The sequence below is a fragment of the Amycolatopsis acidicola genome, from assembly GCF_007713735.2.
GTDB classification, from domain to species: domain Bacteria; phylum Actinomycetota; class Actinomycetes; order Mycobacteriales; family Pseudonocardiaceae; genus Amycolatopsis_E; species Amycolatopsis_E acidicola.
Genome location: NZ_VMNW02000146.1, coordinates 1 through 14,087 on the forward strand (window position 1 = coordinate 1; position 14,087 = coordinate 14,087).

Sequence of the window (14,087 nt, forward strand, 5' to 3'; positions counted from 1 at the left end):
ACTCACGCCTCCGCCACCAACCACCGCCCCTTCCGCTCCGTATCGCGCGGCCTCGTAAGCTGACCGGGTTTTCCAAGGTCACCGAGGCGCGGCAGGCCCGCATGAAGGGGAGGCGCGCGGGATGCGTGGTGCAGCGCCGGCCGCGTGGTGCGCCGTTCTGCTCGCCTGGGCCGCCACCCACCTGGCCACCGGCACCCCGTGGCCCGAGCTCGGCCAGTGGGCGCTCGCGGTCGGCGCCGGCGTCCTGCTCCCCGGATTCGCTCTCGTCCGCGCCGTACGCGCGGCCGCCGCCCCGTTGCTGGAAGATCTCGCCTGGGCCGCCGTCGCCGGATGTGTCGTCGCGATGGTCGGCTGGGCGCTCGACGTCGTACTGCCGTGGGCGCCGCCGCCGTGGCTGACGGGGCCCGTCGTCGCCGCGGCGCTAACGGCGATTCCGGCCGCACGCAAGAGAATTCTCGCCAAACCGGCGCCGGGCTGGGGCCTGGCCGCGAACCTGGGCGTCGCCGGTTCGCTGCTGGTGGCCGTGGCGTGGATGACCACGGACTACCTGCGCTACAACCCGCTCGACCCCGGCGCCGCCGGCCACGGCTACTACTTCGACACCACGTTCCAGGTCGCCGTCGTCGGCGAGCTGCGCCATTCGCTGTGGCCCGGCTATCCCCTGGTGAGCGGCGATCCCTACTCCTACCACTGGTTCCTGCACGCGATCACGGCACACCTCACGACCGGCACCGGCGTGGACCCGTTCGACTCGATGCTGCGGCTGGTTCCGACCTCCGTGCTACCCGCGGTCGTCCTGCTGTCCGCGGTGGTGGCACGCCGGGTCGCCGGAACGCCGCGGGCGGGCGCGGTCTGCGCGGCGCTGCTGACCGTGACGGGCGCGACGGTCGCCACCATCTGGTCGACTGACGGCGAAGCGCCGCTGATGATCCAGGGTTACTGGGCCTCCTCGCTGACGTCGGAGTTCGGCTGGCTACCGACGGTCGCCGTCGCGGGCCTGGTACTGGCCGTGCTACGCCGTTCCGCGGACGACCGGGCGATGCCGGTCTGGTTGCTGGTTCCGTTCGTTCTCCTTGCCGCTGGGGCGAAATCGGCCGATCTGGCGGTTTTGCTCGGTGGCACGGTGCTTGCCCTGTGCGCCCTGCTCGTCCGTCGAAAGTGGAAGGTCGTATGGCGGGCGGTGGCGATCAACGTCCTCCTCGGCGGGGTGCTGCTGATCGCACGGTTCACCCTTTACGGCGGCGGCGACTACGGCCTGCAGATCGGCCTCGCCGGCTCGATCCGCGCGCTCGCCGGGCAGCTGTTCCCCGATGCGGTGCAGCGCAGCGGCAGCGACCTTTGCCTTACGCTGCCGCACGTCCCGGCCGTGCCGTTCCTGGCTGCAGCGGTGTTGTTCCTGGTGCCGCTGGCACCCCGGTTGGCCGGTTTCCTCCCGCTGCTGCGCAGGCGTCCGCTCGACCCGGCGATGTGGCTCTTCCTCGGCACGCTCATCGCCGGTCTCGGCGCGATGCTCGTCTTCCGCCAGCCGGGAAATTCCAACTACTACTTCCTTGTCGCGGCCTATCCGGTCGGGCTGATCGGTTCCGCCTGGGGCATCAGCGAACTGCGCTGGGGTCGCGCGGCGTGGGTCGGCTTGGCGTTCGGCGTGGCGTGCACGCTCGTGATCGCCTGGTTCGTGGGAGCGAACCCGCCGTCGACGATCAGCGGCAGACTCGCCCCGCTGGCCGTACTGGCCTTGGCGGTGATTGTCCTTGGCGCGCTTGGCTTTTCGCGGAAACGCGGCACGGTGCTGGTCGTGTTCGCGTTGCTCGGCACCGGCCTGCTGTCCACGGGGTTGTATCTCACCCAGGCGTCGACGAAACCCAGCTACAACCGCACGGTGAGCCAGGTCGGCGGCACGGACCTGCCGGTGACGCGCGACGAACTCGCCGCGGGCCGCTGGCTGAACGAGCACGCCGGGCCCGACGACGTCCTCGCCGTGAACCGCGTCTGCACCCAGCGCGCCGGGGAAACATGCACGGCGAAGCTGTACGACATGAGCGCTTTCGCCCAGCGGCGCGTGGATGTCGAGGGCTGGGCGTACGCGCCGCGCAACCTCGATTCGGCTTGGCAGAGCACGGAGTGGTACGCGGACCAGCCGTTCTGGGACCAGCCGCGACTGAACGAGGAGCTGACCGCCTTCACCAGCCCGAGCCCGGCGCTGCTCGACGCCCTGCGCGCCCGCGGCGTCCACTGGCTGGTCGCCGACACGCGCGCGCCGGTGAACCAAAAGGCCCTGGACGCGCTCGCGCCCAGGGCCCTGACCTTGCCGACAATGATCATCTGGCGGATTTAGCCGAGCACGCCGCTGACCTTGACGTGCCCCTTGAGCAGGTTGCGCGCGATCGTGCGGCGCTGGATTTCGTCCGTGCCCTCGTAGATCCGCAGCAGCCGCAGTTCGCGGTACCAGCGCTCCACCGGCAGCTCACGCGTGTAGCCCATGCCGCCGTGGATCTGCAGCACGCGGTCCACGATCTCGTTCGCCTTCTGGCCGCCGTAGAGCTTCGCGATGGACTGCGCGTGCCGCGAGTCCACGCCCTGGTCCACCTGCCACGCGGCGTGCAGCACGAGCCAGCGCAACGCCTCCAGCTCCACCCCGGAGTCCGCGATCATCCACTGGATCGCCTGCCGCTCGGCGATCTTCTGCCCGAACGTCTCGCGCGTGTTCGCGTGCTCGATGGCCATCGAGATCAGCCGCTCGCAGGAGCCGATCGCGCGGGCAGGCAGCAGGTAACGGCCGCGGCCGATCCACTGCATGGCCAGGTTGAAGCCCTTGCCCTCCTCGCCGAGGATCTGGCTCTCCGGCACCCGCACGTCCTGGAACACCAGCGACGCCGGGCCCCACTCGCCCATCGTGTCGATGTACTCGGACTTCCAGCCCGCCTCACGGTCCACCAGGAAGCAGGTCACGCCACCGTTGGCGCCCTTCTCCGGGTCGGTGATCGCGAAGACCATCACGAAGTCGGCCTCGTTCCCGCCGGTGATGAAGGTCTTCTCGCCGTTGATGATCCAGTCGGCGCCGTCCTTGCGGGCCGAGGTGCGGATGGCCTTGGCGTCCGATCCGGCGCCGGGCTCGGTGATCGCGAAGCAGGACCTGCGCTCGCCGGCGATGGTCGGCAGGAGGTAGCGCTGCTTCTGCTCTTCGTTGGCGTAGAACAGGATGTTGTCCGCTGCGCCGCCGAACCGGAACGGCACGAACGTCTTGCCGAGCTCGGCCTCGAGCAGCGCCGTCATCACCGCGGACAGGCCCATGCCGCCGTACTCCTCGGGCGTCTGCACGCCCCAGAACCCGGATTCCTTCGCCTTGAGCTGCAGGTTCCGGTGCTCCTCCTCGGTCAGCCCCGGCTGCCCGGCGCGCTCGCGGCGCAGCACCTCGGGTTCCAGGGGCAGGAGCTCCTTCTGCACGAAGGTGCGAACCCAGTCACGCACCTCGCGCTCTTCGGTGCTCAGGGTGAAGTCCATCGCGAGCCCTCCCAAGGGACGTTACTAAGCGCTTGCTTACCTCAAGGCTAACGCAAACCCGCGACTGCCCGAAACTCGTCGCGGGAAAACCGCTGTGACCTCTCCGGCAGCCGGTGCGCGGCCGCCGCGCCAGGGCGTACTTTGGGCGCGTGATCGTGTGCGAGGTGTGGTGGGCCGAGCCGCTGCCCAGCGAACCCCGTTTCCTGGCCTTCCTCGACGAGCCCGAACGCGGCCGCTACCAGGCGTACCGGCGGGAGATCGACAGGCGCCGCTTCCTCACCGGGCGTGTGCTGGCGAAGACGGTGCTGGGCGAAAAGCTCGGCCGGGCGCCGGAATCGGTCCGGTTCGACGCCACCTGCGTCGACTGCGGGAAACCGCACGGCAAGCCGCGGCTGCCGGGCACGGAGTTCTCGATCTCCCACTCCGGCGAGCGAATCGGGCTGGCCGTCGCAGGCGCCTCGGTCGGGCTGGACGTGGAGACCGACACCCGCAACGCCGACGACCCGCTCATCGAGTACGCGCTCAACGAAACCGAGCGCGAGGCGCTGGCGGGGTTGAGTCCGGCGGACAAGGTCGGCGCGTTCTTCCGCTACTGGACGCAAAAAGAAGCGCTGATGAAGGCGACCGGACTGGGCCTGAAGATCCCGCTGCACAGCATCACGCTCGTCGACGGTCAGCTGGCCGCATGCTCCGACGCGGCCCTCGACCCGGCCACAACGCGCCTCGCCGATCTCTCGCCCGGCGAGGGCTATCGCGCGGCTGTCGCCGTGCTGACCTCGGAAGAGCTCGAGGTGCGCGAGGAGCGCTGGAGCGCTTAGAGGTCCAGGCCCATCGCCCGGAGCAGCGTCTGGAACTTCGCCGAGGTCTCGTCCAGCTCGGCCTTCGGGTCGGACGCCGGGACGATCCCGCCGCCCGCGTACAGGCGCATCGAACGCTCCGCCACCTCAGCGCAGCGGATCGACACCGCCCACTCGCCGTCGCCGCGCGCGTCCATCCAGCCGACGGCGCCCGCGTAGTACCCGCGCTCGAACGGCTCCAGCTCGCCGACCAGCTCCCGCGCCGCGTCGGTGGGGGTGCCGCAGATCGCCGGGGTCGGGTGCAGGGCCGCGGCCAGCCGCAGCGCCGTGACGTCCTGGTCGATCAGCTCCCCGGTCACGCGCGTGCCGAGATGCCACATCGTCGGAGTCGACACCAACGACGGCTCGCGCGGCACTTCGAGACGGCGGCAGAAGGGCCGCAGGGTCTCGACGATCGCCTCGGTCAGCACGGCGTGTTCGATGTGGTCTTTCTTCGACGCCGCAAGGGTTTCGCCGTTCTCGCGGTCGGTCACCGGGTCCGCGGAGCGAGGGGCTGAGCCGGCGTGCGGATGCGACACGACTTGGCCGCCGGAGCGGGACAGCAACAGCTCCGGCGTGGCGCCGATGAGCATCCGATCACCGGGCAGGCCCGCGGCGAAGGTGTAGGCCCCGGCCTTGTCGGCCACGAGGTTGTGCAGGATCGCCTGCGCCGGCACGGGCTCGTCGAATTCGAGGTCGAGCGCACGCGCGAGCACCACCTTGCGCAGGCCGCGCTCGCTGAGGATTTTGACCGCCCGCGTGACGGCCTCGACGTGCCGGACCGGCTCGGGCACGGCACGCACGACGGACGGGGCGCCGATGGGCTGGCGGGTTTCGACCGTGACGGGTTCGGCGGTGCGTACCGACCGCGGCACCACGACGTGCCCCGGCGCACCGGCCGTGTCGAAGGGCAGGACACCGACAGCGAGCGAGCCGGGCTCGTCGGACAACGCGGCCGAGACCGCTTCGCTCAGCGAGACCGCGTCGGAGTCGGTGAAGGTCGCCCCCTCGCCGGCGCCGTGGATCGTGCGCCGGGGGGTGCCGAAGTAGAAGTCCCCAGGTGTGAATTCCTCGAGCAGTCGTCTCGCGTCCACGCCTCCATTGTGGGCGCGGATCGGCGGAAAAGCCCCGCGAACTGCGTCACGTCCCACGCGTCGGGCCGCACGCAAAACACGAACCGGCGGGCACGCCAACACACGCACCCGCCGGTCCGAGGGTCTTACTTGAGCGCGTCGATAAGGGCTTCGCGCTGGCGCATCCACCACAGCCCGGCCGCACGCAAAACACGAACCGGCGGGCACGCCAACACACGCACCCGCCGGTCCGAGGGTCTTACTTGAGCGCGTCGATAAGGGCTTCGCGCTGGCGCATCCACCACAGCCCGGCCGCACGCAAAACACGAACCGGCGGGCACGCCAACACACGCACCCGCCGGTCCGAGGGTCTTACTTGAGCGCGTCGATAAGGGCTTCGCGCTGGCGTTCTCCAAGGCCGGCCGCACGCCGGTCGGGGTCGATGCCGGCCTGCTCGAGCAGGGCCGCCACCTTCACGGCGCCGAGGCCGGGCACCGCCTTCAGCAGCTGCGTGACCTTGGTCTTGCCGATGGTCTTGTCTTCCTTGGCCTTGAGCAGCACCTTGTCGATGCTCTGCTGGCCGGACTTGATCGACGCGAGCAGCTCGGAACGAGCCTTGCGGGCCTCGGCGGCCTTGGCCAGCGCTTCCGCACGCTGCTCCGGAGTCAACGTAGGCAGAGCCAACGTACTTGTCCTTCCTGTATCGGGTGTCCGCTCTCGCGGTGACGGCCGGGCACCCAGCGGTGCTTGCAGATGCAAGCGCTGGCCAGGCCGTCCTGTCCACGGCCCCAGTAAACGCCACCTGGGCCAATGCTGCGAAATCGACACGCGCGACCTCGCCCGGTCGGGGCGGGGCCGGTCGTTCCTGGCGGTGAGCGGTACCTACGACTTAGAGTCACCGCTGACGCAAGTTCACCGTCGAACCCAGCCCGCGGGAGTCGCCCATGTTGAGCACGATGCAGGACGGACACCTCTCCATCGGCACGCTGTTGCGCCACGGCAGCAAAGTGCACGCGACCAGCGAAATCACCACGTGGACCGGCACCGGGGCACGCCGGGAGACCTTCGCCGAACTCGGCGCGAACTCGGCCCGGCTGGCGAACGCGCTGCGGGCACTCGGGATCACCGGGGACCAGCGGGTCGGCACCTTCATGTGGAACAACGCGGAGCACATGGCGGCCTACTGCGCCATCCCCGCGATGGGTGCCGTGTTGCACACGCTCAACATCCGGTTGTTCCCCGAGCAACTGGTTTTCGTCGCCAACCACGCCGAGGACCAGGTGATCATCGTCGACGGGACACTGGTTCCGCTCCTGGCGAAACAGCTCCCGTCGATGAAGACGGTGCGGCACGTGATCGTCGCCAACGGGGACGCCGCCACCCTGCAGGCCCCCGACGGCATCGAGGTGCACTCCTACGCCGAGCTGCTGGCCGCCCAGCCGGACACGTTCGACTGGCCCGACGTGGACGAACGCGCGGCGGCTGCGATGTGTTACACCTCGGGCACCACGGGTGACCCGAAAGGGGTGGCCTACTCGCACCGGTCGCTCTGGCTGCACTCGATGCAGGTGTGCATGACCGACTCGATGCGCCTCGCCGAGGACGACAAGGCGCTCGCGATCGTGCCGATGTTCCACGCGATGTCGTGGGGTCTGCCCTACGCCGCGCTGATGGTCGGCGCCTCGCTCGTGATGCCGGACCGCTTCCTGCAGCCCGAGCCGATCGCCCAGATCCTCGACGCCGAAAAACCCACCTTCGCCGCCGCGGTGCCGACGATCTGGCAGGGCCTGCTCCAGCAGCTGGAAGCGCACCCGCAGGACATCTCGCACCTGCGTGAGGTCGTGGTCGGCGGTTCGGCCGCGCCGCCGTCGATGATGCACGCTTTCGAGGAGAACTACGGCGTGCCGATCCTGCATGCCTGGGGCATGACGGAGACCTCCCCGCTGGGCAGCGTCGCCCGCCCGCCGGCGGCCGCGGAGGGTGACGAACGCTGGGCGTACCGGTACACGCAGGGCCGGTTCCCGGCGTCAGTGAGTGCCCGGCTGATCGGCGACAACGGCGAGGAACTGCCGTGGGACAACGAGGCCGTCGGCGAGCTGGAGGTGCAGGGCCCGTGGATCGCGGCGTCCTACTACGGCGGCTCGGCCGTGGACCCGGAGAAGTTCCACGACGGCTGGTTGCGCACCGGTGACGTGGGCAAGATCAGCCCGGACGGGTTCCTGACGCTGACCGACCGCTCCAAGGACGTGATCAAGTCCGGCGGCGAGTGGATCTCTTCGGTGGATCTGGAGAACGCCGTGATGGGGCACCCGGCGGTCGCCGAAGCCGCCGTGATCGGCGTCCCGGACGAGAAGTGGGACGAACGCCCTCTGGTGGCCGTCGTGCTCCGGCAAGGCCAACAGGTCACCGCCGCCGAGCTGCGTGAATACCTCGCCGACAAGGTCGCGAAGTGGCAGCTGCCGGAACACTGGACCTTCGTCGAGGAGGTCCCGAAGACCAGCGTCGGCAAGTTCGACAAGAAGCGCCTGCGCGCCCTGAACCACGACGGAAAGCTCGACATCACCCACTTCTAGAAGCCGGGCCCCGCCACGCCACCCGCCTCGCGTCCCGAGAGCGGTCCGCCCCAGCGGACGCGCTCTCACGCGGCGCGATCCGCGCCAGCGGACTCGCTCCTCCTCCCAACCACCCCGAAAACCGCCGTCCGACCTACGGACCCCCCTCATCCTGGAGCCTGCCTGTCCGGCGAGGACGCTCTTGATCTCTTGATCTCTTGATCTTTTGACCTTTCACCTCCACCCCACCCCACTTTCCCGAGAAAAATTCGCGTTCCGGTGGCCCGGGAGCAACCTGTCGGCCAGAATCGGTCGGCAGGTTGCCATCCGGAGGTGCAGCGGCATGGGAATGCTTTCCAGGCGCGGGTTCGTGACGGCGTCCGGCCTTGCCGGGCTGGGGCTGCTGGTGGCGACGCCGCAGGCCAGCGCGAAACGGGCGGTGACCACGGCGGGGACCACGCTGGAGTCGGTGGCCACCCCGGTCACCGCCGGCACGGACAAGTACTCGCGGCTCGCCGCCGGGCCGGGCTGGCCGCTGGTCGTGCGCGAGGACCTCGTCGCCGGGCAACCCGGCCGCGACGACCGGCGCACGGGCATCGCGTCCTTCGTGCAGTTCACCGACCTGCACATCACCGACACCGAGAGCCCGGCGCGGTTCGAGTACCTGCACCCGCTGATCGGCTCCGCGCACCGTCCACAAGAGACACTCGGGACAGTGGCCACAGCTTCGCTGGTGCGGCGGGTGAACAGCCTGTGCACGGGCCCGTTCACCGGCAAGCCCTTCGACTTCGTGGTGACCACCGGCGACAACACCGACAACCACGAGCACCTCGAGCTGGACTGGTTCCTCAAGCTCCTCAACGGCGGCAGCATCACGCCGAACTCCGGCGACCCGAACCGCTACGAGGGCGTGCAGGCGTCCGGTTCGCCGTCGTTCTGGAACCCGGACACCCCGTTGAGCGGCGACGACTACACCACCAAAGGCTTCCCCGAGCTGCCCGGCCTGCTCACCGCCGCCGGCCGCACCTTCACGTCGCCGGGCCTCGACATCCCGTGGTACTGCACCTTCGGCAACCACGACGACAGCGTCGTCGGCACGCTGCCGGAGGGCATTCCCGGCATCGAGCTCTGGTACACCGGCCGCTACAAGATCATCGGCAAGGACGAGAGCGACTCGGCCAAACTCGCCGCCGCCATCAGGCAGCCGGGCGCCTCGGTGCCGGTGGCGGAACTGTTCGGCGGCAAGGGCACCGTCCGCGAGGTCACCCCCGACGCACGCCGGAAACCCTTCAGCACGGCCGAATTCGTGCAGTCGCACCTGAGCTCGGCGAACACCGGGCCCGGTCCGGTGGGGCACGGGTTCGGCGCGGACAACGCCGACGGGGTCGACGTCTACTACACCTTCCGGATCGCACCCGGCATCACCGGGATCAGCCTCGATACCACGACGCTGGCCGGGTTCGCCGACGGTTCGATCGGGCTGCGGCAGTACCTGTGGGTCGAGAAAACGCTGACACGCAACAGTTCCACGTACTACGACTTCTTCGGCAACAAGGTCACCCAGCAGGTCACCGACGAGCTCTTCGTCCTGTTCAGCCACCACACCTCGACCACGATGGGCAACGTGCTGCCCGATTCACGGCATCCGCTGGACCCGCGGCTGGACGGCACCGCGTTCACCGGGCTGCTGACCCGGTTCCCGAACGTGCTGGCGTGGGTCAACGGCCACAGCCACCTGAACAAGATCACCCCGCACCCCGGCAAGACCCCGGCGCAGGGCTTCTGGGAGATCAACACCGCTTCGCACGTGGATTTCCCGCAGCAGGCCCGGATCATCGAGGTCGCCGACAACGCCGACGGCACGCTTTCCCTGTTCACCACGCTCATCGAGGCCGAGGCGCCCTGCGCCGCGGACTACGGCGACACCTCGCCCGCCGCGCTCGCGTCCCTGTACCGGGAGTTCGCCTACAACGACATCCACGTGAACCTGGACCGCGTCGGCGCCGCGGCCGATCACAACACCGAGTTGGTGATCGTCAACCCGCTACGCTGAACCGCATGGCCGAACTCGACGAAGAGGGCACCGCGCTGTTCCACCAGACCATGCCGTTCACCAAGCGGCTCGGGGTCGAGGTGCTGGCGCACGGCAAGGACGCCGTCAAGGCGCGCCTGGCGTGGGAGGAGTCGCTGTGCACCCTCGGCGGCGTGCTGCACGGCGGCACGCTGATGACGCTGGCCGACGCCACCGCGGCGGTGTGCGCGTTCCTGAACCTGCCCGAGGGCGCGAAGGGGACCACGACGATCGAGTCGAAGACCAACTTCCTGCGCGCCGTGCGCGATGGGCACGCGACGGCGACGGCGCGGCCGCTGCACGCCGGGCGCAAGGTGATCGTCGTCGAGACCGAGGTGCACGACGACGAAGGCAAGCTCGTCGCCAAGGTGACACAGAGCCAAGCCGTGCTGTGACGTGACAAGTTAGTGGTTTACACCACTGGCCGGCAGCGGGAAAATCCCAGGATGACCCGGATGCGCGCATGCCGTTTGCTGGCCGTGGTGACGATAGCGGTGCTGGCCACGGCCACCGCCCAGCCCGCGCTGGCCCAGTCGGCGCGGCCTGGCGAGGCCGTCGACTATCACGAATGGTCCGGACAGCTCTTCCGTTCGGGTGAGCCCGAAGGGGTGGCGAATTCCGGCGGGTTGTCCATCGCCCGCCCAGCCGGGACGACCACCTACGGGGGCCGCACGTACGACTTCGCGCGGTGGACTTCGCCGGTGTTCCACCAGGGTTTCGACGCCACTCAGCTGATCGCTTCGTGGAACGCGCGCACCCCGGAGCGGACGTGGCTGCAGGTCGAGGCGCAGGGCCGCACCAGCACGGGCGCCGAGACGGCCTGGTACGTCATGGGCCGGTGGGCCAGCGGCGACGAGAGCATCCAGCGCACCAGCGTCGACGGCCAGGACGACGCGAACGCGGCGGTCAACGTGGACACGCTGGAGATGAAGCCGGGCGTGCAGCTGCGTTCGTACCGGCTGCGGGTGAGCCTGTACCGGGAGGCGGGCAGCGGGGCGAGCCCGGTGCTCACGTCCATCGGCGCGATGACGTCGAACGTGCCGGACCGGTTCGACGTGCCGCTTTCCCAGCCCGGCAAGGCTTCCGGGATCGAGCTGCCGGTGCCGGCGTACGCCCAGAACATCCACAAAGGACAGTTCCCGGAGTACGGCGGTGGCGGGGAGAACTGGTGCAGCCCGACGTCCACGGAGATGGTCACCGAGTACTGGGGCCGCAAGCCGCGCGCCGAGCAGCTTTCCTGGATCCCGGCGGACTACCCGGACCCGACGGTGGACTACGCGGCGCGCTACACCTACGACTATTCCTACCAGGGCACCGGGAACTGGCCCTTCAACACCGCCTACGCCGCGGAGTTCGGGCTGCGCGGGCACATCACGCGGCTGCGCTCGCTGGCCGACATCGAGGACTACATCGCCCGCGGCATCCCGGTGATCACTTCGCAGTCCTTCCGCGCCGACGAGCTGGACGGCGCCGGGTACGGGACTTCGGGGCACATCATGGTGGTCATCGGCTTCACCAAGGACGGGGACGTGATCGTGAACGACCCGGCGTCCAACACCGACGGCAACGTGCGCACCGTCTACAAGCGCGCCCAGTTCGAGACGATCTGGCTCCGCACGAAGCGCTACACCGACACCGGCGCGGTGGCCAGCGGGACGGGCGGCGTCGCCTACATCATCACGCCCTGACCCGGTTCGCTTTCCCTGACATGCCCCGACATATCTCGCAGTCGCGATGAATGCATGGTTCATGGCAAGCTGCGGGGGACGGTCGAGGCGGAAAGGTGGGCGAAGATGCCGCACGAGGTCCAGGGAGTCGTGTCCCGCGCGAAGGGTGAGCCGGTCTCGTTGGAGGCCGTGGTGGTGCCCGATCCGGGTCCCGGCGAGGCGGTGGTCTCGGTGAAGGCCTGCGGGGTCTGCCACACGGACCTGCACTACCGCGAGGGCGGCATCAACGACGAGTTCCCGTTCCTGCTCGGGCACGAGGCGGCCGGGTACGTGGAGCAGGTCGGCGAGGGCGTGACGGATCTCGAGCCCGGTGACTTCGTGATCCTGAACTGGCGCGCGGTGTGCGGCACCTGCCGTGCCTGCAAGCGCGGCAAGCCCTGGTACTGCTTCTCCACGTTCAACGCGAGCCAGGCGATGACCTTGGCCGATGGCACGAAGCTCAGTCCCGCCTTGGGAATCGGCGCGTTCCTGGAGAAGACGCTCGTGCACGCCGGACAGTGCACGAAGGTCAGTCCCGAAGCGGAGCCCGCGGTGGCGGGGCTGCTCGGCTGCGGTGTGATGGCCGGGATCGGCGCGGCGATCAACACCGGCGCGGTGACGCGTGGGGACACGGTCGCGGTGATCGGCTGCGGGGGCGTCGGTGACGCGGCGATCGCGGGCGCGCGGCTGGCCGGGGCGCGCACCATCGTCGCCGTCGACATGGACGACCGGAAACTGGACTGGGCCAAGGACTTCGGCGCCACGCACACGGTGAACTCACGCGGCAAGAGCGAGGATGAGGTCGTCGAGGCGATCCAGGACCTGACCGAGAGTTTCGGCGCGGACGTCGTGATCGATGCCGTCGGCAGGCCGGAGACGTGGCGGACGGCCTTCTACGGCCGGGATCTCGCGGGCACCGTCGTGCTCGTCGGAGTGCCCACTCCGGACATGCGGCTCGACGGCGTGCCGCTTGTCGACTTCTTCTCGCGTGGTGGCTCGCTCAAGTCCTCGTGGTACGGCGACTGCCTGCCGTCGCGGGACTTCCCGATGCTCGTCGATCTGTACCTGCAGGGCAGGTTGCCGCTCGACAAGTTCGTCACGGAACGGATCGGGCCGGCCGGTGTGGAGGGCGCGTTCGCCTCGATGCACCGCGGCGAGGTGCTGCGCAGCGTGGTCGAGTTCGGCTGATCCCGGCTGTACCCAACGGAAAACGGCACGTGGCGCGCCTTTTCGGCGCCCTGCCAAGAACACGGGAGCGTGATCGTCTAATATCGCCCGCCTGAAACCGAATAGGGCACGGTGGCAACGTTCATGGACGATGACAGTCACACTGCGTTCAGGCAGTACCGGTCCCAGTCTTCAGCTCCCGATGCAGATGCACGTTCATCTGCACGCGCATCCAGTCTGGCGAACACCCGGGCCCGGCGCACGACCGCACGCGTCGCCGACGACCTACTGTTGGACGCGGCGCGGCGCTGCGTGCTGACGGTAGGGCTCCGGCGGGCGACGCTGGCCGAAATCGCGCGAACCGCGAAGGTCAGCAGGATGACGCTCTACCGGCGTTTTCCCGATGTGCGCAGCGTGCTTTCGGCGCTGATGACCAGGGAGTTCGGCGCGCTGCTGCACGAGGCGAGTGCCGCCGCGGCCGGCGCGCAAACGGCACGGCAGCGACTGGTGCACAGCGCGGTCGCGGCGGTCCGGTTGCTCAACGACGACGAGTTGATGCGCACCGTGATCGACGTGGACACCGAGCTTTTGTTGCCATACATAGTCGATCGGCTCGGCGGCACCCAGCGGGTCGGGGAACAGGTGATCAAGGCACACCTGGACGCCGGCAAACAGGACGGTTCGATCCGCGGCGGCGATCCCGCCGTACAGGCCAGGGCTGTGTTGCTCGTGGTCCAGTCCTTCGTCCTGTCCCTCCGCGCGGCGACGGCCGATGTCGACGGAAAAGCACTACTGGCCGAGATGTCACACCATCTCGACGCGGCACTGCGCCCCTGAACGCACAAAGCAGCCCGGGAAGGAGTTGTCCTTCCCGGGCTTCATCATGTGCGGGGCCGGGGTCTGTGGTCTTTTTGAGGGCGGATCGCGCCAGCGATCCGCCCTAGAGGTGGGTGCTCATCCCGTCGCCTGCCCAGCCCCTTCATCACTTTGCCCTGGGCCCGCAACCCCTCTCCCCAGCACGCACCCGAGCGCACAAAGCTTGCGGGCCCAGGGGAAAGTGATAGCGCTTCCGCAGGCGACGGGATGAGCACCCACCTCTCCCCCCCTCGCAACCGGTGGCCGAGCTACGGGCGATGCCCATCCTGGAGCCTGCCTCCCGGCGAGGGGATCTTTTAATCTTT

General features: G+C 69.2%; 11 protein-coding genes. 8 read left to right on the forward strand and 3 right to left on the reverse strand.

Annotated features, from left to right (window positions below):
- Positions 1–121: 121 nt before the first annotated feature.
- Complete coding sequence (locus FPZ12_RS43565) at positions 122–2,335, forward strand: hypothetical protein (protein WP_144759406.1); 2,214 nt, start codon at positions 122–124, stop codon at positions 2,333–2,335.
- Here FPZ12_RS43565 and FPZ12_RS43570 read toward each other — a convergent pair.
- Positions 2,332–3,501, reverse strand: coding sequence for an acyl-CoA dehydrogenase family protein (locus FPZ12_RS43570; protein ID WP_144759403.1), 1,170 nt, complete (start codon positions 3,499–3,501; stop codon positions 2,332–2,334). The two genes, FPZ12_RS43565 and FPZ12_RS43570, sit on opposite strands and share 4 nt — an antisense overlap.
- Positions 3,502–3,650: 149 nt before the next feature.
- Between FPZ12_RS43570 and FPZ12_RS43575 the strand changes: the two genes are divergently transcribed.
- The gene (locus tag FPZ12_RS43575; protein WP_144759400.1) at positions 3,651–4,319 is read left to right on the forward strand and encodes a 4'-phosphopantetheinyl transferase family protein; all 669 of its coding nucleotides are present in this window, start codon (positions 3,651–3,653) and stop codon (positions 4,317–4,319) included.
- Here the strand turns inward: FPZ12_RS43575 and FPZ12_RS43580 are convergent.
- Together FPZ12_RS43580 and mihF are read right to left on the reverse strand one after the other, a co-directional pair.
- Positions 4,316–5,431, reverse strand: coding sequence for an isochorismate synthase (locus tag FPZ12_RS43580; protein ID WP_144759397.1), 1,116 nt, complete (start codon positions 5,429–5,431; stop codon positions 4,316–4,318). The genes FPZ12_RS43575 and FPZ12_RS43580 overlap by 4 nt on opposite strands.
- Positions 5,432–5,782: 351 nt before the next feature.
- Entirely contained in the window at positions 5,783–6,094 is a 312-nt protein-coding gene (gene mihF / locus FPZ12_RS43585) for an integration host factor, actinobacterial type (RefSeq protein WP_091517208.1), read from the reverse strand.
- Positions 6,095–6,354: 260 nt separating this feature from the next.
- Between mihF and FPZ12_RS43590 the strand changes: the two genes are divergently transcribed.
- From FPZ12_RS43590 to FPZ12_RS43615, 6 genes are all read left to right on the forward strand, one after another.
- Positions 6,355–7,983, forward strand: a complete 1,629-nt coding sequence (locus FPZ12_RS43590; protein ID WP_144759394.1) for a long-chain fatty acid--CoA ligase — start codon at positions 6,355–6,357, stop codon at positions 7,981–7,983.
- 322 nt (positions 7,984–8,305) lie between these two features.
- Positions 8,306–10,015, forward strand: a complete 1,710-nt coding sequence (locus FPZ12_RS43595) for a TIGR03767 family metallophosphoesterase (protein ID WP_144759391.1) — start codon at positions 8,306–8,308, stop codon at positions 10,013–10,015.
- 5 nt (positions 10,016–10,020) lie between these two features.
- Complete coding sequence (locus FPZ12_RS43600; protein WP_144759388.1) at positions 10,021–10,428, forward strand: PaaI family thioesterase; 408 nt, start codon at positions 10,021–10,023, stop codon at positions 10,426–10,428.
- 60 nt (positions 10,429–10,488) lie between these two features.
- Entirely contained in the window at positions 10,489–11,721 is a 1,233-nt protein-coding gene (locus FPZ12_RS43605; RefSeq protein WP_144759409.1) for a C39 family peptidase, read from the forward strand.
- A gap of 105 nt (positions 11,722–11,826) precedes the next feature.
- On the forward strand, positions 11,827–12,927 hold the full coding sequence (locus FPZ12_RS43610; RefSeq protein ID WP_144759385.1) for an S-(hydroxymethyl)mycothiol dehydrogenase: 1,101 nt from the start codon (positions 11,827–11,829) through the stop codon (positions 12,925–12,927).
- Positions 12,928–13,050: 123 nt separating this feature from the next.
- Positions 13,051–13,743 carry a TetR/AcrR family transcriptional regulator gene (locus FPZ12_RS43615; RefSeq protein WP_144759383.1) on the forward strand — a complete coding sequence of 231 codons (693 nt, stop codon included), beginning with the start codon at positions 13,051–13,053 and terminating at the stop codon, positions 13,741–13,743.
- The last annotated feature ends 344 nt before the right edge of the window (positions 13,744–14,087 follow it).

What these genes read in the sequence shown, in the direction of transcription:
- FPZ12_RS43610 (WP_144759385.1), top strand. Translation starts at nt 11,827, where the DNA reads ATGCCGCACGAGGTCCAGGGAGTCGTGTCCCGCGCGAAGGGTGAGCCG.
- FPZ12_RS43595 (WP_144759391.1), top strand. Translation starts at nt 8,306, where the DNA reads ATGGGAATGCTTTCCAGGCGCGGGTTCGTGACGGCGTCCGGCCTTGCC.
- FPZ12_RS43605 (WP_144759409.1), top strand. Translation starts at nt 10,489, where the DNA reads ATGCGCGCATGCCGTTTGCTGGCCGTGGTGACGATAGCGGTGCTGGCC.
- FPZ12_RS43570 (WP_144759403.1), bottom strand. Translation starts at nt 3,501, where the DNA reads ATGGACTTCACCCTGAGCACCGAAGAGCGCGAGGTGCGTGACTGGGTT.
- FPZ12_RS43600 (WP_144759388.1), top strand. Translation starts at nt 10,021, where the DNA reads ATGGCCGAACTCGACGAAGAGGGCACCGCGCTGTTCCACCAGACCATG.
- FPZ12_RS43615 (WP_144759383.1), top strand. Translation starts at nt 13,051, where the DNA reads ATGGACGATGACAGTCACACTGCGTTCAGGCAGTACCGGTCCCAGTCT.
- FPZ12_RS43590 (WP_144759394.1), top strand. Translation starts at nt 6,355, where the DNA reads ATGTTGAGCACGATGCAGGACGGACACCTCTCCATCGGCACGCTGTTG.
- FPZ12_RS43565 (WP_144759406.1), top strand. Translation starts at nt 122, where the DNA reads ATGCGTGGTGCAGCGCCGGCCGCGTGGTGCGCCGTTCTGCTCGCCTGG.